General features: G+C 61.8%; 17 protein-coding genes. 8 read left to right on the top strand and 9 right to left on the bottom strand.

The window, feature by feature from the left end; translation table 11 throughout:
• Positions 1-71: 71 nt before the first annotated feature.
• Positions 72-809: an alpha/beta fold hydrolase gene (locus LQG66_RS34870; RefSeq protein WP_231320394.1), complete on the bottom strand. Its 738-nt coding sequence runs from the start codon at positions 807-809 to the stop codon at positions 72-74.
• Positions 809-4,225, bottom strand: coding sequence for an acyl-[ACP]--phospholipid O-acyltransferase (locus LQG66_RS34865; protein ID WP_231320392.1), 3,417 nt, complete (start codon positions 4,223-4,225; stop codon positions 809-811). The genes LQG66_RS34870 and LQG66_RS34865 overlap by 1 nt, the downstream gene beginning before the upstream one ends.
• A 345-nt stretch (positions 4,226-4,570) precedes the next feature.
• Here LQG66_RS34865 and LQG66_RS34860 point away from each other — a divergent pair, with 345 nt between their 5' ends.
• Positions 4,571-4,921 (top strand): hypothetical protein, encoded by a 351-nt coding sequence (locus LQG66_RS34860; protein WP_231320390.1) that lies wholly within the window; start codon positions 4,571-4,573, stop codon positions 4,919-4,921.
• Positions 4,922-5,067: 146 nt separating this feature from the next.
• Here LQG66_RS34860 and LQG66_RS34855 read toward each other — a convergent pair whose 3' ends face one another.
• Positions 5,068-7,155: a molybdopterin oxidoreductase family protein gene (locus LQG66_RS34855; protein WP_231320388.1), complete on the bottom strand. Its 2,088-nt coding sequence runs from the start codon at positions 7,153-7,155 to the stop codon at positions 5,068-5,070.
• A gap of 486 nt (positions 7,156-7,641) precedes the next feature.
• On the opposite strand from LQG66_RS34855, the gene LQG66_RS34850 reads away from it, so the two are divergent.
• Genes LQG66_RS34850 through LQG66_RS34835 form a run of 4 tightly spaced genes read left to right on the top strand, consistent with a single transcriptional unit; the run spans position 7,642 to position 11,254 of the window.
• Positions 7,642-8,337 carry a GntR family transcriptional regulator gene (locus LQG66_RS34850; RefSeq protein WP_231320386.1) on the top strand — a complete coding sequence of 232 codons (696 nt, stop codon included), beginning with the start codon at positions 7,642-7,644 and terminating at the stop codon, positions 8,335-8,337.
• Positions 8,338-8,392: 55 nt separating this feature from the next.
• Complete coding sequence (locus LQG66_RS34845) at positions 8,393-9,391, top strand: TRAP transporter substrate-binding protein (RefSeq protein WP_231320384.1); 999 nt, start codon at positions 8,393-8,395, stop codon at positions 9,389-9,391.
• Positions 9,392-9,429: 38 nt separating this feature from the next.
• Positions 9,430-9,942, top strand: a complete 513-nt coding sequence (locus LQG66_RS34840) for a TRAP transporter small permease (RefSeq protein ID WP_231320382.1) — start codon at positions 9,430-9,432, stop codon at positions 9,940-9,942.
• Positions 9,943-9,964: 22 nt separating this feature from the next.
• Complete coding sequence (locus LQG66_RS34835; protein ID WP_231320374.1) at positions 9,965-11,254, top strand: TRAP transporter large permease; 1,290 nt, start codon at positions 9,965-9,967, stop codon at positions 11,252-11,254.
• Between the two features lie 174 nt (positions 11,255-11,428).
• Here the strand turns inward: LQG66_RS34835 and LQG66_RS34830 are convergent, their stop codons facing one another.
• Both LQG66_RS34830 and LQG66_RS34825 read right to left on the bottom strand, forming a co-directional pair.
• The gene (locus LQG66_RS34830) at positions 11,429-12,160 is read right to left on the bottom strand and encodes a Crp/Fnr family transcriptional regulator (RefSeq protein ID WP_231320371.1); all 732 of its coding nucleotides are present in this window, start codon (positions 12,158-12,160) and stop codon (positions 11,429-11,431) included.
• Positions 12,161-12,910: 750 nt separating this feature from the next.
• Entirely contained in the window at positions 12,911-13,624 is a 714-nt protein-coding gene (locus LQG66_RS34825) for a helix-turn-helix domain-containing protein (RefSeq protein ID WP_231320369.1), read from the bottom strand.
• 141 nt (positions 13,625-13,765) lie between these two features.
• Here LQG66_RS34825 and LQG66_RS34820 point away from each other — a divergent pair, with 141 nt between their 5' ends.
• Positions 13,766-14,080: a c-type cytochrome gene (locus LQG66_RS34820; RefSeq protein WP_231320367.1), complete on the top strand. Its 315-nt coding sequence runs from the start codon at positions 13,766-13,768 to the stop codon at positions 14,078-14,080.
• Between the two features lie 27 nt (positions 14,081-14,107).
• Here LQG66_RS34820 and LQG66_RS34815 read toward each other — a convergent pair whose 3' ends face one another.
• Genes LQG66_RS34815 through LQG66_RS34805 form a run of 3 tightly spaced genes read right to left on the bottom strand, consistent with a single transcriptional unit; the run spans position 14,108 to position 17,133 of the window.
• Positions 14,108-15,211, bottom strand: a complete 1,104-nt coding sequence (locus tag LQG66_RS34815; RefSeq protein WP_231320359.1) for an ABC-type transport auxiliary lipoprotein family protein — start codon at positions 15,209-15,211, stop codon at positions 14,108-14,110.
• A gap of 3 nt (positions 15,212-15,214) precedes the next feature.
• Entirely contained in the window at positions 15,215-15,994 is a 780-nt protein-coding gene (locus LQG66_RS34810) for an ABC transporter ATP-binding protein (protein ID WP_231320357.1), read from the bottom strand.
• A gap of 2 nt (positions 15,995-15,996) precedes the next feature.
• On the bottom strand, positions 15,997-17,133 hold the full coding sequence (locus LQG66_RS34805) for an ABC transporter permease (protein ID WP_231320355.1): 1,137 nt from the start codon (positions 17,131-17,133) through the stop codon (positions 15,997-15,999).
• A gap of 160 nt (positions 17,134-17,293) precedes the next feature.
• On the opposite strand from LQG66_RS34805, the gene LQG66_RS34800 reads away from it, so the two are divergent.
• Together LQG66_RS34800 and LQG66_RS34795 are read left to right on the top strand one after the other, a co-directional pair.
• Entirely contained in the window at positions 17,294-17,566 is a 273-nt protein-coding gene (locus tag LQG66_RS34800) for a hypothetical protein (protein WP_231320353.1), read from the top strand.
• On the top strand, positions 17,567-18,070 hold the full coding sequence (locus LQG66_RS34795; RefSeq protein WP_231320351.1) for a phage holin family protein: 504 nt from the start codon (positions 17,567-17,569) through the stop codon (positions 18,068-18,070).
• A gap of 11 nt (positions 18,071-18,081) precedes the next feature.
• Here the strand turns inward: LQG66_RS34795 and LQG66_RS34790 are convergent, their stop codons facing one another.
• A complete protein-coding gene (locus tag LQG66_RS34790) occupies positions 18,082-20,778 on the bottom strand; it encodes a bifunctional acetate--CoA ligase family protein/GNAT family N-acetyltransferase (RefSeq protein ID WP_231320349.1) in 2,697 nt (898 codons plus the stop codon).
• Between the last annotated feature and the right edge of the window lie 138 nt (positions 20,779-20,916).

Genomic DNA, 20,916 nt, shown 5'->3' with positions numbered 1-20,916 from the left:
GCCTTGCCTGTCTCTTGATGTCGGATGCGAGATTGTCGCGGGATAGCCGCGGCGGGCAAGGAAAACTTGCGTCAGCTGGCCGCGCGGCGGCCGATGTCGGAGAAGACGCTGTGCAGCGGCGGACGAGCGGGGTCGAACTGGCCATTGCGCAGGAACGCGATCGTCTGCCGGAACGACGTCGGATGCATCAGGAGGCCCATATGCGAGGCCTTGACGGTCGTATAGTCGGCCATCTCCGCGAGCTTGCAGCTCTCGACCGACACGCGGCCGTCGTTCGGCCAGGGCAGCAGGAACAGCGCGCAGATCGGATCGAGGAAACGGTTGCCAGCGATGACGCCGATCTCGTAATCGGCCGCAGGAAGCGATGCGAGGGTGACGTCCTTGGTTGTCACCAGTTGCAGGCCGGCGGGGCCGAAATAGGCGCGATAGAGCCCGACATTCTGCAGCCGGTCGGCAAGCTCGCTGCCGCCGTTGGGCGTCCCCAGCATGACGACGCGGCCGAGCCGCGCCGGACGATGCCTGGCAATGTAGACCTGCGCCAACAGCCCGCCCATCGAATGGGTCACGAAGTGGACCGGCCCGTCCAGCCGCGCAGCAAAGTCGGACACTGCGGCACGAATGTCCTCAGCGAGCAGCTCCAGCGGCTTCTTGCGGCTCTCATAGTCGATGTTGAGCGTCGCAAACCCGGCGCGCTGCAGCGACTTTTCGAACGGGCGCAGCATCAATGACCGGCCCGCAATCCCATGCAGCAGGACAACCCCCGCGTGGCGGGGACTGTTCTGCTGATGGCGCCGGCGCAGCGATGCCATCAAGCCACCTCCCGCTCCGCCGACTCCGACGACGGCGTGGCCGACTCTTCGGCAAGGGCCTTGGCACCGACATAATCGGTCTTGCCGGAGCCGAGCAACGGGATCTTGTCGACCACCATCACCACGGCCGGCACCGCGAGTTCGGGCGCCCCCTGCGCCTTGGCCTGGCGCTGCATCGCAGAGCGCTCGGCGTCCTTCTGCGTCGTGATCAGCACGATGCGCTCGCCCTTGCGCTGGTCGGGGATCGACACCGCGACGGAGCCGGCCTGCGGCCACAGCGCAGCGGCGATCTGCTCGACCACCGAGAGCGAGACCATCTCGCCGGCGATCTTGGCAAAGCGCTTGGCGCGGCCCTTGATCGTGATGAAGCCCTGCCCGTCGATGGTGACGATATCGCCGGTGTCGTGCCAGCCTTCAGGCAGCGCTTCCAGCACGCCGGGGTTTTCGGCGCGGAGATAACCGAGCATGACATTCGGGCCACGGACCGAGAGCCGGCCGCCCTCCTCGATGCCCGGCACCTTGTCGAGCCGGTACTCCATCAGCGGCGACAGGCGGCCGACGGTGCCGACGCGGTTGGCCATCGGCGTGTTCATCGCCAGCACCGGCGCGGTCTCGGTCACGCCGTAACCTTCGAGAACACGGATGCCATAACGCTCCATGTAGATCTGCCGTGTCCGGTCCTTCACCGGCTCGGCGCCGGCGATGACCAGCCGCAGTGTACGGAAATCATAGGCATGGGCCGAGCGCGCGTAGCCCGTCAGGAAGGTGTCAGTGCCGAACAGGATCGTAGCGCCAGTCTGGTAGATCAGTTCGGGGACGATCCGGTAATGCAGCGGCGACGGGTACATGTAGATGGGGATGCCCGCCAACATGGGCATCATCATGCCGCCGGTGAGGCCGAAGGAGTGGAACACCGGCAGAACGTTGAACACAAGATCGTTAGCGTTGGCGTCCACACGAGCGAGCGCCTGCGCGGCATTGGCCAGGATGTTACGGTGGGACAAGACCACGCCCTTGGGCGTGCCCTCCGAGCCCGAGGTGAACAGGATCACGGCCGGGTGGTCGGCGTTGCGAGCCACACGCGGCTTGATGCCATCGGCCACGCCCTTGAGCTTGTCGGCGAAGCCGATCGATGCCTTGACGTCCTCGAGATAGACCAAGCGCGCCTGCCCGTCGATCGCGGCGATCAGCTTGTCGAGCTTGCCCTTCTCGATGAAAGCGCGCGAGGTCAGAACGGTCGTGACCTGCGCCGCCTTCATGGCGGCCAGCACGTTCACCGGCCCCGCGGAGAAGTTCAGCATCGCCGGTACCCGGCCGATCGACTGCAGCGCCATGAAGACGACGGCGACGCCGGCCGAGTTCGGCAGCATCACGCCGATGTTCTCGCCGACCATCGTGCCCTGCTCGAGTTTGCGCGACAGCACCTGGGAGCCGAGCAGCAGCTTGCGATAGGTCAGCTTGGTGCCGAGCGGATCCTCGATCATCACCTTGCCGGTGTCGTGGTCACGATGGGCATGCGCCAGCGCTTCGAACAGCGTGCGGTCCAGCATGGCGTTCTTGACCATCGCATCGATCATAACGTCCTGCAACGCAGCCCCTGCCGCGTTGCGACGGGTCTTGCCCTTCAGCGCTGCATCGACGTCGAGCTTCACAGGCGGAAGGATCGTCACGGTCACCTTGGGAAACCAGGAACGCTTGATCTGGCCGTTCTTGAGATAGCTGAGATGCGAGCGCTGCGCGCCCTCGATGCGCACGGGCACGACCACGGCATCGGCCTTGTCGGCGATCATCGCAGTGCCGTCATAGACCTTCATCAGCGATCCCGACACCGTGATACGGCCCTCGGGGAAGATCACCACCGGCTCCTGGCTGGCGACTAGCTTGATCAGGTCGCGCGCGCCGAGCGGCTTGGTAGGGTCGATCGTGATGTGGCTGACCATCTTGAGGAAGACTTTCGCCCACCACGCCTGCGAGATGCCGGTATCGACCGCGAAGGTCGCATCGATCGGCAGGATCGCATGCAGCAGCGGACCGTCGATCAGGCTGACATGGTTGGGCGCGATCAGCATGCGGGTGCCGGCGGGCGGCAGGTTTTCCAGGCCGCGCACCTCGGTGCGGAACAAGGCCCGGAACAGCAGCGCACCGAAGTCGCGCACGCCTTCCCGGCCCCATTTCCTGAGCACGAACCAGACCGAGCCGAAGCTCGCCAGCGCCAGGCCGAAGAAAATCCAGGCGATCGAGACGCCGGCCGCCTGCAGGCCGGCGACACACAGCGATCCGACCACCATGAAGGCGGCCTGCAGCACGTTGCCGGCGGCGATGATTCGGGCCCGCTCGGACGGCTCCGACCAGGCCTGAACGGCGGCAAAGGACGGCACCACGAACAGGCCGCCACCGAAGGCGAACAGCGCGAAGTCGATCAGCATGCGAATGCCGCTCCACGACCCGATGAAGGCCAGCGGCGTGATGTCCTTGGCGGTCTCGGTCGTACCGATCGCCCAGGCGAGATCGAGGCCGAGCACGCCCATCACGATCGCGCCGATCGGCACCAGGGCGAGGTTCGGCCGCACGTGGCTCAGATGCGCCGCAAACAGCGAGCCGACAGCGATTCCGATGGCGAAGATCGCGAGGCACAGCGTGACAACCCCCTCAGTGCCGCCGACGACACCCTTGACCAGTGCTGGCAGCAGCGACAGCACGACGGCGCCTGCCAGCCAGAACCACGACACGATCAGCATGCCGTCCCACAGCCGGTGCGCGGCATAGAGCGACTTCAACAAATGAGAAGTGGATGACCAGGGGTTGGCAGTGAGGCGCAGCTCCGGCGCGGACGGCGTCGTGTGCGGAATGCGCGCGGCCGAGGCCCACGACATCAAAGCGAGGCCAACCACCGCCAGCGCGACCCAGCCCATATGCGACGATCCCGACACGAGCTGACCGCCGGCAATGGTGCCGATCAGGATCGCCATGAACGTTGCGCCCTCGACCAGCGCGTTGCCGGTGGCGAGTTCGCCGACCGTCAGCTGATCGGGCAGCATCGCGTATTTCACCGGGCCGAACAGCGCTGCGATGATCCCGAACATTCCGAGAGCAACGAACAGCAGCGGGACCGAATGCATGAAGAAGCCAAGCGCCGCAAAGCCGGCCGCAAAGATCTCGGCGAATTTCAGCCGGCGTGCGATGATGCCCTTGACGTATTTGTCGGCAAGCTCACCGCCCAGCCCGGACAGGATGAAGAACGGGAAAATGAAGACGGCACCAGCTACGGTCACCAGCGCATCGCCATGCGCCGCGACGGCGCCGTAGAGCAGCATGATGACGAGCGCATTCTTCAGGACGTTGTCGTTCAGCGCGGAGCAGAACTGCGCCCAGAACAGCGGGGCAAAGCGGCGCGACGACATCAACTGCTTGATCATGGTCGTTTCCTGATGTGCTGCGGCTGTTTGGCCGCAAGGATCTTGAAGCTTGGTGCTGAAATGGGAACCTGTGCCGCGCGAGACCCCTCTTATGCGCGACGACTCATCGATCTGTCGTTCGCCCCCCGCGAAGAACTTCGCGAGAGTAGCGTCATCGTGTCGGCCGGCGTGAAGGACGACCACACCAGCGCAATGTGCCCCGCTGCAAGTCCACCCCGCAGCGGCCAGTCGAGCAGCAACGCAACGATGCCGCGGCCGACGAGCACGAAGAGTACCGCAAAGGTCATATGCAAAAGGCTTATCGAGAGCGAGGGCCGCTGCACAGAAGGCATGGGATGTGAGGACATGGTGACCGCTTTGTTGCACACGACTAGGAGATTTGAGCTGTCATCAGGTCAGATCGCTCAAGTAGTGAAAGCAGCCCAACAGCCCGCCGCGGCGGAGCCGGCGCCCTTCGCGATGAGCGGCGCGAAAGAGCTTCTCTCCGGCAAGCCGCCGTGTTCGTCGAGCCGCCAGGAGACCGGCAACGTCACAGGCGTTGGCGATGCGCTCAACGCGCGCCGTCACAAGGTGAGACGCTGCAAGCGCCAAACCGTTCAGCAACGCATGGGCATCGGCAGCGAAAAGTTGCGGACCGCGGAAACTGAGAGCCTGCATGGATCAATCCTCATTTTGAGCAACGCTCAAAATACATAGCCCAAAAATGAGCGTCGCTCAAGAGAATTCAGAGCTAGGGGGCGATCGCGTAAACAAGGCCTTACCAGCCGTCGGCGGCACGCGCCGACGTCCAGCAACCCGTTGTATTTACGTTCTATTTTTGGAAGAACCCCTACCGACCGAGGTCAACCCGCCGCTTTGCGCAGCCAGACCTTGTTGTCGTGAAAGGCAGCGCCACCGATCGGTGCGACGGTATCCGCGGCCGTGAGGGAATTTATGCCGCGGCCGCCGATATGGGCAGCATTGGGATGGATCGATTCGGCGATCAGCACGCCACGCCGGACTCCGTCGAACAGCCGGGCTGTCAGCGAGGTCTGGCCGCGCTCATTCCCGAGCATGACAGCCTCACCGTCCGCAATGCCCAGCGAGGCCGCATCGAGCGGATGGATCATCACCGAGGGCGCGCCTTCCCGCGCCTGCGACGATGGCGTCTCGTTGAAGGAGGTGTTGAGGAAAGAGCGCGCAGGGCTGGTTGCAAGCCGGAACGGATGCTGCTGGTCAACCTCTTCGGTCACCGCCCAATGGTCCGGCAGCGACGGCATGCGCTCGGGATTGCCCATCACCCGCCCGAACGGCGGATGAGCCCAGTCGGCCTTGAAGTGGAATTTGCCGTCCTTGTGCGCGAAGCCGTCGAGATAATGCGAGGTGCGGAAATCCGGCTGCAGGTCGCGCCAGACATCGGCCTCGAGCGCCGCGATGTCGCCGTGGCCGCTCTTCTTCAGCGTGGCATCGATCAGCTCACGCGGCGTCATCTCGAAGCCCGGGTGCACGGCCCGAAGCCGGCGCGCCAAGCCTTGCAGCACCTCGTGATTGGAGCGGCACTCGCCGGGCGGATCGATCAGCTTCGGACCGACGGAAATATGCTGATGACCACCACCGTAATAGAGGTCGTCGTGCTCCATGAACATCGTGGCGGGCAGCACGATATCTGCCATCTTCGCAGTCTCGGTCATGAACTGCTCATGGACCGCAACGAACAGATCCTCGCGCGCAAAGCCCTGGCGGACGAGATCCTGCTCCGGCGCCACGGTCATCGGATTGGTGTTCTGGATCAGCATGGCCTTGACCGGCGGACCGGCGCACAGCGCCTCGCGATCTCCGGTCAGAATGCGTCCGATCTGGGATTGATCGAGAAAGCGGGTGGAGTGATCGATCGCGTCATGGCCTTCGATGATCGATTCGTCGAAGTGCCAAAGCGCAGCGTTATTGAAGAAGGCTCCGCCTCCTTCGTACTGCCAGGCGCCGGTCACCGCCGGAATGCAGGACGCCGCGTGCATCTGCGTCGCGCCATTCCGGCTGCGCGTGAAGCCATAGCCGAGACGGAAGAAGGTTCGCTTGGTCTCTCCGACCAGTTTCGCAAAGGCCTCGATCTCGGCGACAGGAACCCCGGATATCTGCGAGGCCCACTCCGGCGTTCGTGTCTCAAGATGAGCCTCGAGCGCGCCGGGACTGTCGGTGTACTTCGCCATGTAATCGCGATCGGCATAGCCATCGCGAAACAGGACGTGCATCACACTGCAGGCGAATGCCCCGTCGGTACCGGGACGCAGGATGATCTTGATGTCCGCCTGCTTCATCGTCTCATTGTCGTAGACGTCGACCGCAGCGATCTTGGCGCCGCGCTCCTTGCGGGCGCGCGCGGCATGGGTCATGACATTGACCTGCGTATTTACCGGGTTCGTGCCCCAGATCACAATCAGATCAGAGAGCGCCATCTCGCGAGGATCAACGCCGGCGATCTTGCCGGTGCCGATCGCGAAACCGACCCGTCCCACGTTTGCGCAGATCGTCGAGTAGAACCGCGAATACTTCTTCACATGGGTGAGACGGTTGAGGCCGTCTCGCATCACGAGGCCCATCGTGCCGGCGTAGTAATAGGGCCAGACCGACTGAGCGCCAAAGTCGCGCTCTGCTTGCAGAAAGCGCGCGGCGATTTCATCGAGCGCCTCGTCCCAGGAGATCCGCGCGAACTGCCCCGAGCCTTTGATGCCAACCCGACGCATCGGATGCATCAGACGTTCGGGATGATGAATCCGCTCAGCATAGCGCGCGACCTTGGCGCAGACCACACCAGCCGTATAGGTCTGCCGCTTCGAGCCGCGCACGCGGCCAATCGTCGTGTCGTCGAGGACCTCGACATCGAGCGCGCAGGCTGACGGGCAATCGTGAGGACAGGTGGAGTGACGGATTTTGACACGCGGCTGCTGGTTCATGACTCGATTGGTAGCACCAAAGACCACGACAGCCGAGAGCATTCGCGAGGCATTCGCATGAACAAGATTCGTGCGCATTCAGTCCACGCCAAAAGGAACCGCCTGGGTGAAGACCGCCCGGTTGGTCAGGGATTAACCCGGCAGCGCCAACTCCGCCTGGTCCATTCTTCGAACCGCCGAAGGCCTATCACCCCTAACCAGCGCGGCTACAGAGTGAGATCCGAAAGCAGCGGCGCGGATGAGGTGAGGTCCAGGCCGCACATCGCACTCTGTCCTTCGTGCTTCCCATCCCTCGCGTCCGAGCTGCCCGCCCCTCAGGTTTGACCGATTCTGACGCTTCGCAGCGCAACATGATGATGCGTCGGGCAATCGGGATTTTCTGTTGCCAAAGCAGATTCGTATATTAATATATTAGTTGAGGAAACGCAGATGCCCAGCCGTGCTCCAAGGAAATTGGCGCCAGCGCCACGTCCTGTGGTCGCTCGCATGCGCCGCAATGGTCGGCCACGCGGCGCGACAGCAGCCTCGCGCATCTACACGGATCTCAGGGCCGAGCTGGTCTCTCTGGTACGCCGGCCGGGCGAGCCGATCTCGGAGGCGCAGATCGCAACAGCCTACGGCGTCAGCCGGACGCCAGTCCGCGAAGCTATCCTGAAGCTTTCGGATGAAGGGCTGGTCGAGATCTTCCCTCAGTCCGGCATCTTCGTCTCGCGTATTCCAGTCGCGACGCTCCCCGAGACGATCATCATCCGCAGATCTCTTGAGGAGACCACCGCGCGGATGGCAGCCGAGCACGCGACGTCCAGCCAACTCCTGAATCTGCACGCAACGCTCGAACGCCAGCGCGAAGCGTGCGCTGCGAAGGATCGCGAAGCCTTTCACCAGGCGGACGAGAGGTTTCATGCGGGTATCGCCGAGGTTGCCGGCTATCCTGGAATATGGAAGCTGATCCTGCAAGTGAAGGTTCACGTCGATCGCTATCGACGCCTCACCCTGCCTCAGATCGGGCGGATGGCGGAAGTCATCGCCGAACATGAGCCGATCCTGGCGGCAATCGAACGGCACGATCCGGATCGCGCTCGCGCCGCCATGGCAAGTCATCTGGAACGATTACTCGACGACATCTCTGAAATTCAGACCCTCAATCCAGAATATTTCGACCAACCAACCCAGCAAATGTGACCGCGGCATCCGACTGCGGTTCGACGATCAGGCAAAAGTCCGTGGGAGGGACGCCATGAAGAGACGCGATTTCATCAAATTGACTGCAGGCCTTGCCGGAGCGACAACGCTGCCGCCTCTCTCAGCCGCGCTCGCGCAATCGAAGGCGGTGTTCAAGGCGTCCGACGTGCAGCCGCCCGGCTACCCGACGGTCGCGGCGACGGAAAACCTCGGCAAGAAGCTCGCAGCGGCGACCAATGGCCGGCTGACGATCCAGATGTATCCTTCCGCGCAGCTCGGCGGTGAGAAGGAGACCATCGAACAGACCCAGATCGGGGCGATCCAGATGCTGCGCGTTAGCGCCGGTGCGCTCGGCCCGATCGTCGACGACGTGAACGTCGTCAACATGCCGTTCCTGTTCAAGAGCATCGAACATTCCGAAAAGATGATGGACGGCCCGATCGGCCAGGATCTGCTCGACCGTGTCAGTGCCAATCCGAGCGCGAATCTCGTCGCCCTCTGCTGGATGAACTCCGGCGCGAGGAGCATCTACAACACCAAGAAGCCGATCAGGACGATCGATGACGTCAAGGGCCTGAAGATCCGCGTCATCGGCAATCCAATCTTCATCGACATGATGAACGCGCTCGGCGGAAACGGCGTTGCGATGGGCTACGATCAGGTCTTCAGCGCTCTGCAGACCGGCGTGATCGACGGAGCCGAAAACAATCCACCCAGCTACGTCTTCAGCAATCACTATACGGCCGCAAAGTACTACTCGCTGACACAGCATCTCGTGATTCCGGAAGTGCTCGTCTTTTCAAAGCGATCATGGGCGAACCTCTCGACCGACGATCAGACCCTCGTCAAGAAGTTCGCGCGCGAAGCGCAGATGGAGGAGCGCGAGCTCTGGAAAGCCTATGAGCGGGAGGCGATGGAGAAGGCCAAAGCCGCCGGTTGTGAGATCATAGAGATTGCCGACAAGACGCCGTTCCAGAGGGCGGTGAAGCCGGTCTGGGACAAATACGGGCCGAAGTACCAAGAGATGATCAAGCGCATTCAAGAGATCGCGTAACGACCGCGCACCCGGTTCGGGCAATCAGGAGGTTTACCATGGCCGGACTCTATCGCCGGGCGATGGACGGGCTTTATCTGGCCTGCGTCATCGTCGGCGTGACAGCGCTGGTGCTGATCTCAGCCGTCATCCCCTATGCGGTCTTCACCCGCTACGTTCTGAACAGCGCCGCCTCCTGGCCCGAACCGATGGCCGTTCTACTGACCATTCTTCTCACGTTCATCGGCGCGGCCGCCGGCTACAGGCTCAATCTACACATGAGCCTGGCCTATTTTGCCAACCAGACGCCCCCCTCCGTGAGGAAGGCTCTCGATGTCCTCGTGCAATTGCTGATGGCCCTCATCGCGATCTTCATGATCGTCTGGGGCGCAAGGCTGGTCGAGGTCACCTGGAACAACACGATCGGGGATTTCCCATTCCTTTCGGTCGGCGTCACCTATCTGCCGATTCCGGTCGGCGGCCTTTGCCTGCTGCTGTTCATCATCGAACGGCTCTTCATCGGTGCGCCGCCCGATCCCATCCCCCACCACGACACCGATTCGTTCGAGTAAGTCAGCCAGCCGAGTCAGACCGATGGACATCTTTATCCTGCTCGCGACAATGCTGGTGTGCTTCCTGATCGGGATGCCCATCGCCTATTCCCTGGCACTCGCCGCAATCGCCGGTGCGCTCTCGGTCGGCATACCGCTGGAAGCCGTCATGCTGAAGATCTCGGATGGAGTCAGCAAAGTCGCCATGCTGACGATTCCCTTCTTCGTGCTTGCCGGGGCCATCATGGCGGAGGGTGGCATGGCCAAGCGGCTCGTCGCCTTCGCCGACGTGCTGGTTGGCCTGACCCGCCTGCGCGGCGGCCTCTCGATCGTGAACGTGCTGGCAACCACCTTTTTAAGCGGCATCTCCGGTTCGGCGGTCGCCGACACATCCGCAATCGGCTCGGTGATGATCCCGCAGATGGAGCGAAACGGCTATCCGCGCGTGTTCGCCACTAATCTCACCATCAGCTCATCGGTCCAGGCGCTGCTCGTTCCACCAAGTCACAATGCCGTTCTCTATTCTCTCGCAACCGGCGGCACGATTTCGATCAGCGCACTGTTCATGGCGGGCGTATTTCCGGGCCTGCTGCTCGGCTTTTCCCTGATCCTGCTCTGTATTGTGATCGCCTACCGCGAAGGCCACCCCCACGGCCAGATCGTGCCCGCCAAGGATGCGGTGAAGATCACGATCGATGCTGCGTGGGGCCTCATCACACTCGTGATCATCCTCGGCGGCATTCTCGGAGGCATTTTCACAGCTATCGAAGCCGGCGCGGTCGCCTGCATTTGGGCCTTCTTCGTGACGATGTTCATCTATCGCGACTATCGATGGCGCGACCTTCCGTTGCTGCTGCACCGGACGCTGCGCACGGTCGCGATGGTCATGACCCTGATCGCCTGCGCCTCCGCAGTCGGCTACATCATGGCGCTCACGCAGATGCCGGCGAAGATGACGCAATTCTTCCTGTCGATCTCGAGCAACAAATACGTCATTCTGTTCCTGATCAACGTGCTGCTGCTGCTGCTCGGAACACTGGTTGACATGGCACCTTCGATCCTGATCGCCACGCCCATCCTGCTTCCCGTCATGCAGAATTTCGGCGTCGATCCGGTTCATTTCGGCATGATCATGCTGCTCAATCTCGGCATCGGTCTGTGTCATCCTCCCGTCGGCGCAATTCTGTTCGTCGGCTGCGCCGTCGGCAAGGTCTCGATCGAGCAGGTCATGCGCAAGATCTGGCCCTTCTATGCGGTCATGTTTGCCGTGCTGATGGCCGTGACCTACATCCCGGAAATTTCGCTCTGGCTGCCGCGCCAGATCTTGCACTGACGCCCTCGGCACGACGCATCGCGGCCCGAGCGAGGGCAATCCGTTTCGTCCCGGCAGCGCACGCGCTGTCGACCGATCGCGACGAAAGCGGATGCATCTGATCGTCGTCGAGGCCATCGTCTGCGACGTCGACACGAACGGCGAAGATCGGATAGCCGAGCGCGGCGTGAATGCTTACTCGTCGTCGTCGTGGCTGGCCTCGGTCAGTCCGCGTAGCGGCTCCGGATTCAGGAGCACGATTGCGCCATGCTCGAGGCGAACCCAGTCACGCGCGGCCCAGGCACGCAACTGCTTGTTGATGCTCTCCCGCGTCATGCCCACCATCTCGCTGATCTCCTGCTGGGTGATGGCAATGGTGCGGCTTGCCGGGTCGAGCTTGCGCTTCTCGGTCAGGCCAAGCAGAGCGCTGGCGAGCCGCCGGGGAAGATCCTGCAGGATGACCTGCTCGACCTGATCGCTGGTCCAGCGCAGCCGATCGCAAAGCAGCTCGATGAACTTCATTGCGAGCACGGGCTGGCTCTTTACGAAAGGCAGGAACTCGCGGCGATCGATGACCAGAATCTCGCAGTTCGTGTTCGCCGTCGCATCAGCAGTTCGTTCTCTGCCGTCGAGCACGGCGACTTCGCCGAAGATTTCGCCCGCACTGATCAGGTTCAGGATCGCGTTGCGACCGTCGGGCGACGAAACGCTGATTTTGACGGTCCCGTTGATGACGGCGTACAGGCACGAGCCGGGATCGCCCTTTGAGAAAATGGTTGCCCCACGCTTCAGCGAAGTGGGCTTGGCGTAGCGGCAGAGCTGATCAAGTGCATCGGATTCGAGTTCGCAAAAAATGGGATGCTGCCGGAGCACCGACAGCTTGCCGCTGGTAGACGACCGGCCACTCGCCTTCTTCTCCTCAGTCACGCTGCATCTCCCAGGCGTCATATCCCGCCGGCCAAGGGAGATGTCGAAAGCCGATGACCCGGCCCCACGGATGTCAAGGGACCACGGCCACGCCTACAGGCTCCGGCAAAGACGTTCCCTCGGCCTCGCGACCGCCGATCCCTCGATTTCCGCTCCGCTTCGGAATACGGCAGATCGGCAGATTGTCCAGGAAAATACCGCGAAGACCAATAGGATAAGAAAAACGCTCATGCAGCGGATTTGAGGCTTGCATCGCTTGCCCGGCGGGTCAGTGATGCAAACATCAAATCCAAAGCTGCACACGCAACAATGGTTTAGCTGGTGTTCGTACGGCGTCAGCCGTCCGCTGAAATGCACCCGAGGGAACGAATTTTACCGCCGGAAGGCGAAAGCCCTCCGGGCGTTTCCGCCGGTCCAGAACAGCCGTTTATTTCAAGGCCCGTCGTCGCCGAGAATCAACACTCCCCCTTCCGAGGGTCGGTGGGCCCGATGCTAGTCGCAGAATGCTCGTCGCAGAGGCCTTTCGGCTTCGCCGCCCTCGGGCTCAGACGCGATGCTTCGTCTGCGAGTCCGCCCAAAGCAGAACGCCGGCAAACACAACGAAAACCCCCACCACCGCAAAGCTGACCACCATGGCATCAAACGGCATGTCTCTCTCCCCATTAGAGTTTGAGACATTGTTCCCCAACGGCTGTGCGGCAGTCTTTGACCCAGATCAAATGCTAGTCCGAGCCTCGACTTGCGTGAGCGTCAGGCGGCAGCCAGTGCTTCAGCGCGCGCCGAATCCCGCAGTGAGACGCCTCCCTGAAGTATGGCGATGATTCCTTCCCGCTCGAGCTTCGTGAACGTTCGGCTGACCGTCTCGATGGTGAGGCCGAGATAATCGGCGATGTCCTGCCGGCTCATCGGCAGGGGCACGATGCTGGAAGGCCCCCGAAGTTCGAGCAACCGGTCCCTCCAACCGATGAGGAAGGTCGCGACCTTTTCCTCGGCCGACCGGCGACCCAGCAGAACCATGTGGTCTCGCGCCTGATTGAGCTCCTGGACAGCCAGTTCGTTCATCCGGCGCAAGAGATTAGGCTTGTCTTCGGCGAAACGGGTAAACGGCACCTTCGCGAACTGGCAGACGGTTACGGGGCCGATTGCATCAGCGGAAAACCCGTGTCGTTCTTCGGTGGTCATGCCGACGAAATCACCAGGCAGGACGAAACCGACGATCTGCCTTCGACCGTCGGGCAGCAGCTTGTAAAGCCGCATCACCCCGTCGAGCAGATTGTAGAAACATGAAGATGTATCTTCTTGCGCGAAAACCGTCTCGCAGGTCGCAAAATGCGCCCGGCGGCTCAGCTGCTCGAATTCGCGCATCTCGAACTGGTCTAGCGATGCACAGACACTGAATCCCCGCACTGCACAATCGGCGCAGGCCTGGCCGTGGAAATCGACTGCGACAAGAGGCGTCTTCATACAGGGCTCCGCTGGGCCAAGCGCAAGGAGGATGGTTGCATTCTAACGGATGCTCGAAGTTCCGGTTGATTCAAATCAAACGAGCGAGCAATCGTGGCCCTATCGTGACGGTAAAATGTCCCGCGCCGATGGACCTAATGCATGCAGCGATTTGTTTTCTGCCTTCTTGTGACGGTATCGATGACCCTGCCGTCCTATGCTGCATCGACGCCGGAACAGCGCGGGCGTGCCTACGCCAAGGCGAATTGTGCGCGCTGTCACGCGATCGGCCGGGCCGGAGAAAGTCCTTTCAAGCCGGCCCCTCCCTTTCGAACCCTGCACTTGCATTATCCGATCGAAACACTGGGCGAGGCGCTCGCCGAGGGAATTGTCACTGGTCACCCAGCGATGCCGCAATTCGAACTTGCGCCGGCGCAGATCCACGACCTGCTGTCCTATCTGAAGAGCCTGGAATAGGCTCGTTCAGTCGATGGGCGCATCGAGCTAGAGTGCTTGTAAGGTCCATGTCAAAATCGACGTCGCAACCCGGCCGAAGGCTTGATCGAAGGCTGCGACGGAATCAGTTGGATCGACTTGAACAAGCTGCTGGCTGTCGTCAAACAGCCGCGACGCGATGACCTTTCCGGCCTTGTCGACCAGACGGGCCGACAATCCGATTTCCACCCGAGCTCCGCCATCTGTGGCGATCCGGAAGCGCCGGACGTCGATCAGCAACTGAAATTCCGGCTGGCCGATATCCGAAGTTCGCAGCGGAGCATGAGCAACGTCGTAGTTTTCGAACGTATCGATCAGCCGGGACTGAAGCAGTTTCGGAATGCTGTCTGCCCACAAGAAATCGCCAAACCCCGGATATTCCTTTGCCGGCGAAAACAGCATGCGCTGGGTCTGCAGCATCGCGACGGCCGTCGGCTCGGGAATGGCGAGCTGGCCCTTGATGGTCTTGTTTACCGGCCCGGGATTTCGTGGTGCCGTCAGATCATAGGTGACCTTCTGTACCGGCGCACCGCCGCCCGTCAACTTCTCCAGCCCCGCGACGATCCCATCGAGCTTTCCGGTATTCCGAGCCAGACCGTCCGAGAACGTCTTGAGATTGGCAATCGTATCCTTCAGCGGTCCGGCGTTTTCCGCAAGCACCGCGTCAACGCGCCGCAAGGCATCGCGAGCCGCCTGCGTCATGCTCTGTCCCGCGCCCGGCTCTGCCATCAAGGTCGATACCGGGCCCGACCCGACGGTCGATGCGCCGCCCTCGAGCGCGATCACTGGCACACCCGTCAACCCCTGGAATTCCAGGCCAACCTTGGTGTCTGAACGCACGGGGGTCGCCGACGCGACGGAGATCGTTGCATTGACCCGGCGCGGATTCTCGGGCGCCAAACCGAGGTCAGTCACCTCGCCGACCCGAATTCCGTTGAACAAAACCGCAGCACCAACCAGGAGGCCGGGCACAGAGCCCTCGAATTGTACGTGATAGGTCGCGCGCGGCCCGAGTCCGCCGGTATTGTTGAGCCAGTAGACGAAGCCGAAGACCGCGACGATGGCCGCCATCACAAAGCCGCCGATCACCGCGAATGGCGCACGCGTTTCCATCTCTCAACTCGCTTTTGGTTGCAGCATCTGCGATCGCTTGCCATGGAAGTAGGCCTTGACCCAGGGATGTTCTGATCGAAGCAGATCGCTCATCGGGCCAATTGCGACAATCTTGCCGTCGGCCAATGCAGCGACCCGGTCGCAGACCGTATTGAGGCTGGCCAGGTCGTGCGTCACCATGAAGACGGTCAGTCCCAGCGTCCGCTGAAGGGTCTTGATCAGGACGTCGAAATCACCGGCGGAGATCGGATCGAGGCCGGACGTCGGCTCGTCGAGAAACACGATCGCTGGATCGAGCGCGAGGGCCCGCGCCAGCGCAGCGCGCTTCGTCATGCCGCCAGACAGTTCGGCCGGAAATTTGTCGCCATCCTCCGCCCGCAGGCCGACCATCTCGAGCTTTGCGGTCGCGATCTCGTCCATCAGCTCCTGCGACATCTGGCGATTCTCGCGCAGCGGAAACTGGACATTCTGCTTGACTGTCAGTGACGAGAACAGCGCGCCCTGCTGAAACAAAATGCCCCAGCGGGCCGCCGCATTCTGCGTGGCACGCTCTCCTGCGCCGCCGACCGGTGTCCCCATGACCTCGATCGTCCCGCTTCGCCTCGGGATGAGACCAATGATCGTCCGCATCAGGACGGATTTTCCACCACCGGACGCCCCGACCAGCCCTAGAATCTCACCGCGGCGAACTTCCAAGCACAATCCGTTGAGGACAATCTGCCGACCGAATCCGACAACCAGATCGGTGACACGGATGGCGCTGGATAACCCGATATCATCCATTGCTACATTCCAATGGACGCAAAGAACACGGCGAACAGACCATCGAGCACGATGACGAGAAAGATGGACTTTACGACCGACGTCGTCGTCTGCTGGCCCAGCGACTCGGCACTGCCCTTGACGCGAAGTCCTTCGCTGCACGCAACGACGCCGATCACCAACGCCATGAATGGCGCCTTCCACATCCCCACTTCGAAATGCGTGACTGAAACCGCCTCGTGCAGCCGTGCGATGAAGATCGCCGGCCCCATGCCTCCATAGAGCTGAGCAACCAGCCCTCCACCATACAGTGCCGCCATCGAGCCGATAAAAGCCAAGATCGGCAAAGTCAGGATCAAAGCGACGATCCGAGGCAAAATCAGAACCTCGACCGGATCGAGCCCCATCGTCGAGAGCGCATCGATCTCCTCGCGCATCTTCATTGACCCAATTTCGGCCGTATATGCGCTTCCAGATCGCCCCGCTACCATGATCGCGACGATCAGGACGCCGAGCTCGCGCAGCACCAGAATTCCCACCATGTCGACGACATACGACTCGGCGCCGAAGCGTCGAAAATGAAAGATTCCCTGCTGGGCGATGATTGCTCCAATCAAGAACGTGATCAACACCACGATCGGGATGGCTTGCCACCCAATGCGGTACATCTGATATACCAACGATGTGATACGCAACGATCCCGGCCGACGCAGCGCCCGCAACAGCGCAAACGACAGCGCGGCAATCATATCCAGAAAGACGGCGACGTCCTGGGCGGCACCAAACGTCGAGCGGCCGAGATCGGAGAGCTTGGCCACAGCGGGGTTCTGCTTTGGCGCCGGCGTTATCGCTCGCCGATTGACCTGTCGAACCTCTTCGACGAGTCCGGCGTAATGCTCCGCGACACCGGTCATCTCGACCGGGCGGCCGTCCGCGGCAGCCCGACGGGTCAGCTTTTCCAGCAACCAGGCACCGACCGTATCGATCTCGCTGACGGCGCCGAGATCGAGCTTCACTGTCCTCGCGTGGCCGACCTCAGCGCCGACTGAACCCGTTAAATTTTCGAGCTCTGCCACGTTGAGGGAAATCCAGGGCCCGCTAGGACGGAGTTCTAGCAGCTCTCCCGTTGCTTCGGCGGTCAGACCTGGATGGGTCCGCAATTGGATATCTCCGTCACATGGCATGTCGAGGCCTACCCGTTCCTAAATCGCGCCAATCTGCCTCGCTTGATCTGTGTCAACGGCTCGGCGCGAACGGTTGAGCGAAATCAAGCTTCCATCGGGGCTGTGTTCTACAGTTCAATCGACCATAGGGCAAAACATGGCCATCGACTCGACAACACTTAATCATGAGCTGGACCGTGTGACGCGGGAGCTAGGCCGGCTGCTGCGGATGGCCGGCGAGGCGGGGCAATCGAGTTCCCACGCTCAACCGGCTGCCGTCTCGCTCTATACGACGATCGAGGCTCTGGGCGCAGCTCTGACCGAGGCCGACTTTCATCCGAAGCAGCTGGTCCGGGCACATCCGATCATGGCGACGGCCTCGGCATTTGCGCTTGGTATCGTCGTTGGCCTCCTATTCAGGAGAACTTAAGTGGATACTGACAATGTCATTAAGCATGTGCGCCTGCTTTGGCGTACGGACCGGGTGATCGCCGACATCAGGCTTCGGCACCTGCTCGTCGGGCTCGGACTGCGTGCTTTTGCGGCGCTGATTGCCGTATTTGGCCTTCTGATGTTCGAGCTGGCGGCCTATCTTGCATTGGTGCAGGTCACGTCTGCGGTCGTGGCGGCTGCAGCGCTCGGCGCCAGCAACTTCGGAATCGCTGCTATCCTGCTTGCCTTCGCAGCCCGAAACCCATCCGGTCGCGAACTCGAGCTGGCGAATGAAATCCATTCATCGTCGATGGACGCACTACAAATCGAAGCACGATCCTTGCAATCCCGGGTTTCGAGCGTGATCAACCATCCTCTGAACAATCTCATTCCCCTTCTCATCATTCCGCTCGCAACGATAATCATCAGGAATCTGCGTTCGCACGACACCCCCGACACCACGTCTGCGAACTCGCCGACGGAAGGCGCGCCGTCACCTTGACGAGCCCCCGATCACGATAGTCGCAGCTTGACGTTGCACAGATCGCGCTCCGTCGGGTCAGTTTTGACCTCGAAACCGAGACTTCTGCACATTTCCAGCATGACGATATTTTCCTGCAGCACGTCGCCGGAAATCATCTTGAGGCCTTCCGCCTTCGCATATTCGATGATCAGCTGCATCAACGCCCAGCCAAGGCCTCGGCCTTTCAGGTCCGACCGCAGCAGGATTGCATATTCTCCGCTCTCATAGATCGAGTCGGAGTGGATCCTCACGACGCCGACCATTTCGTTCGTGGTCTCGTCGAGTGCCACGAACGCCATCGCACGCGCATAGTCGAGCTGCGTCAATCGGGCGATGAACTCGTGCGTAAACTCCTTCATCGGCGCGAAAAAGCGCAGCCGCAGATCCTCGGCAGTCACATGCTTGAGAAACTCATGGATGATCGGCTCGTCCTCGGGCCGGATCGGTCGCGCAAAGATGCGCCATCCATCCTTCACCTGGAGATGACGCTCCCATTGGGTCGGATACGGGCGGACTGCAAAGTTCGACGGCCCTGATCCCTTGAATTTTGGCGGAACCTTCCCAACGGCGACCCGCGCATCGACGGCCATGACTCCACTCTCGTCTGCGAGCAGGGGATTGATGTCGAGTTCGCGAACCTCGGGAATGTCAGCAGCGAGCTGCGCAAGCTTGACCAGAACCATCGCGACCGCGTCCGGCTTGACCGCCGGAACATCGCGGTACGCGCGCAGCAACCGTGAGACACGCGTACGCTCGATCAGATTGCGCGCCAAATGGAGATCAAGCGGAGGCAACCCCAGCGCCCTGTCGTTGATGATCTCGACAGCCGTGCCGCCTCGACCAAATACGACCACAGTCCCGAACGTCGGATCATCCGCGATACCCATGATGAGCTCGCGCGCCTTGGCGCGCACGATCATCGCCTGCACGATGACACCGGAAATCCGCGCCTCCGGCCGAAGCACCTTGGCACGAGCGATGATCTCATTCGCCGCGTTGCGAACCGCCTCCGCCGTGGTCAGATTGAGGACGACGCCGCCCACATCGGACTTGTGGACGATGTCGCGCGAGAGGATCTTGAGCACGACGGTCGCGCCCTGGGCAAACAGCTGATTTGAATAACCGACCGCTTCATCGATGGTCGAGGCGGCGAACGTCGGCACCATCGCGATGTCGTAGGCCTCCAGCAATCGGCTGATTTCGACCGGATCGAGCCAGGTTCGCCCGTCCGCCAGCGCCGATGCGACGATGTTGCGAGCTGATTCGACATCAGGCGCAAAGGTGCTTGGCATCGCAGGCGGGACCGCCGCGAGCGATTCGACCACCTCACGATGGCGCACCAGGTGCATGAAGCCGCGGACGGCATCGTCCTCGGTCGGGTAGTTTGGAATCCCCGCGCTACTCAGTGTTTCCACGACCGGCTGCTCCGCACCGATCCAGGCCGCCAGAACCGGCTTCGCCCACCGGCGATGTTGTTTCCGGTAGGCACTGACTAACTGGGTAACCGCGGTGGCAATGTCGCTCGCGGATGCAATCGCGGTCTGAACGTTCATCACCAGAATCGCATCGTTGGCTTGATCCGCCAGCAGCGCTTCGAGCGAGGAGGTATAGCGCGCCGCATCCGCATCGCCGACGATGTCGACGGGGTTGGATCCGGACCAGGTCGGCGGCAGGATGGCGTCGAGCTTGTCGCGCACGGCTGGCGAAAGCGTTGCCGCCAGACCTCCGAGTTCGACCAGGCGGTCCACGGCGAGCACTCCGATTCCACCACCATTGGTGAGAATGGCAAGCCTCTTGCCCGTCGGCGACTCCACCCGTCCCAAAGTCTCTGCGCAGTCGAACAGCTCGCGCAGATCGGAGACCCGCAGAACGCCGGCACGGCGAAAGGCAGCTTCATAGACCGCGTCCGCTCCCGCCAACGCGCCGGTGTGCGTCGCCGCAGCTCTCGCTCCGACAGCGCCGCGGCCCGACTTCACCACCACGACCGGCTTGACCCTTGCCGCCGCTCGAGCCGCAGACATGAACTTGCGGGCGTCCTTGACGGCCTCGATGTACAGCAGAATGGCACGCGTCCCGCCATCCAGCGCGAAATGATCCAGGAGATCGGCGAGATCGACGTCCAGCTGATCGCCGATCGAGACAATCCCGGAGAACCCGACTCCGCGCTGGGCCGCCCAATCCACCATGCCGGCAGCGATTGCGCCCGACTGCGAGATGAGCGCCAAGCTGCCGGCGCACGGCATATGCGCCGAGAAGCTCGCATTGAGCTTGATGGTGGGCATCATGATGCCCAGGCAGTTTGGGCCGACGAGCCGCATGCCGTATTTCTGCGCGGCCTTCTCGGTTTGGTCGGCAAGCGATCCCGGGCCATGTCCAAGACCGGACGTGATGATCAGCGCGCCTGCTGTCCCCAAGGCGCCGGCGCGATCGACCAGATCTGGAATGGACTGCGGAGGCGTCGTGATCACGACCAGTTCTGGCACGAACGGCAGATCGGCGAGACTGCTCACAGCGGCAATGTTGGAGATCTCGGGATACCGCGAATTGATCAGACCGAGCTTGCCCTCGAACCGCGCCTTCACGATGTTGTCGAGAATGGCTTTTCCCACCGAGTTTGATCGAGGACTCCCTCCGATCAGAGCGATCGATCGTGGCAGGAGCAGGTTCCGCAATCGATAGGTCGACATTTGAACGTCCTGCATCAGCCGGCCGAAGGCCGTGAGTTCTACGCGGCGATCTTAGTTCTAATTCGCCGCGGGTCTAGCGCGACTTATCACCCCAGCATAACGACGGATTGACATTGCTCCGTCCCTGCCCTCGCTTGG

It is taken from the genome of Bradyrhizobium ontarionense, assembly GCF_021088345.1.
GTDB lineage: Bacteria > Pseudomonadota > Alphaproteobacteria > Rhizobiales > Xanthobacteraceae > Bradyrhizobium > Bradyrhizobium ontarionense.
This window is presented reverse-complemented; position numbering and strand designations above follow the sequence as displayed.

Bases quoted from the DNA above. Each gene is read 5' to 3' on its own strand.
- LQG66_RS34835 (WP_231320374.1), top strand. From the start codon at position 9,965: ATGGACATCTTTATCCTGCTCGCGACAATGCTGGTGTGCTTCCTGATC.
- LQG66_RS34790 (WP_231320349.1), bottom strand. From the start codon at position 20,778: ATGTCGACCTATCGATTGCGGAACCTGCTCCTGCCACGATCGATCGCT.
- LQG66_RS34815 (WP_231320359.1), bottom strand. From the start codon at position 15,211: ATGGAAACGCGTGCGCCATTCGCGGTGATCGGCGGCTTTGTGATGGCG.
- LQG66_RS34825 (WP_231320369.1), bottom strand. From the start codon at position 13,624: ATGAAGACGCCTCTTGTCGCAGTCGATTTCCACGGCCAGGCCTGCGCC.
- LQG66_RS34820 (WP_231320367.1), top strand. From the start codon at position 13,766: ATGCAGCGATTTGTTTTCTGCCTTCTTGTGACGGTATCGATGACCCTG.
- LQG66_RS34865 (WP_231320392.1), bottom strand. From the start codon at position 4,225: ATGATCAAGCAGTTGATGTCGTCGCGCCGCTTTGCCCCGCTGTTCTGG.
- LQG66_RS34800 (WP_231320353.1), top strand. From the start codon at position 17,294: ATGGCCATCGACTCGACAACACTTAATCATGAGCTGGACCGTGTGACG.
- LQG66_RS34840 (WP_231320382.1), top strand. From the start codon at position 9,430: ATGGCCGGACTCTATCGCCGGGCGATGGACGGGCTTTATCTGGCCTGC.
- LQG66_RS34860 (WP_231320390.1), top strand. From the start codon at position 4,571: ATGGTGACCGCTTTGTTGCACACGACTAGGAGATTTGAGCTGTCATCA.
- LQG66_RS34870 (WP_231320394.1), bottom strand. From the start codon at position 809: ATGGCATCGCTGCGCCGGCGCCATCAGCAGAACAGTCCCCGCCACGCG.
- LQG66_RS34855 (WP_231320388.1), bottom strand. From the start codon at position 7,155: ATGAACCAGCAGCCGCGTGTCAAAATCCGTCACTCCACCTGTCCTCAC.
- LQG66_RS34810 (WP_231320357.1), bottom strand. From the start codon at position 15,994: ATGGATGATATCGGGTTATCCAGCGCCATCCGTGTCACCGATCTGGTT.
- LQG66_RS34850 (WP_231320386.1), top strand. From the start codon at position 7,642: ATGCGCCGCAATGGTCGGCCACGCGGCGCGACAGCAGCCTCGCGCATC.
- LQG66_RS34845 (WP_231320384.1), top strand. From the start codon at position 8,393: ATGAAGAGACGCGATTTCATCAAATTGACTGCAGGCCTTGCCGGAGCG.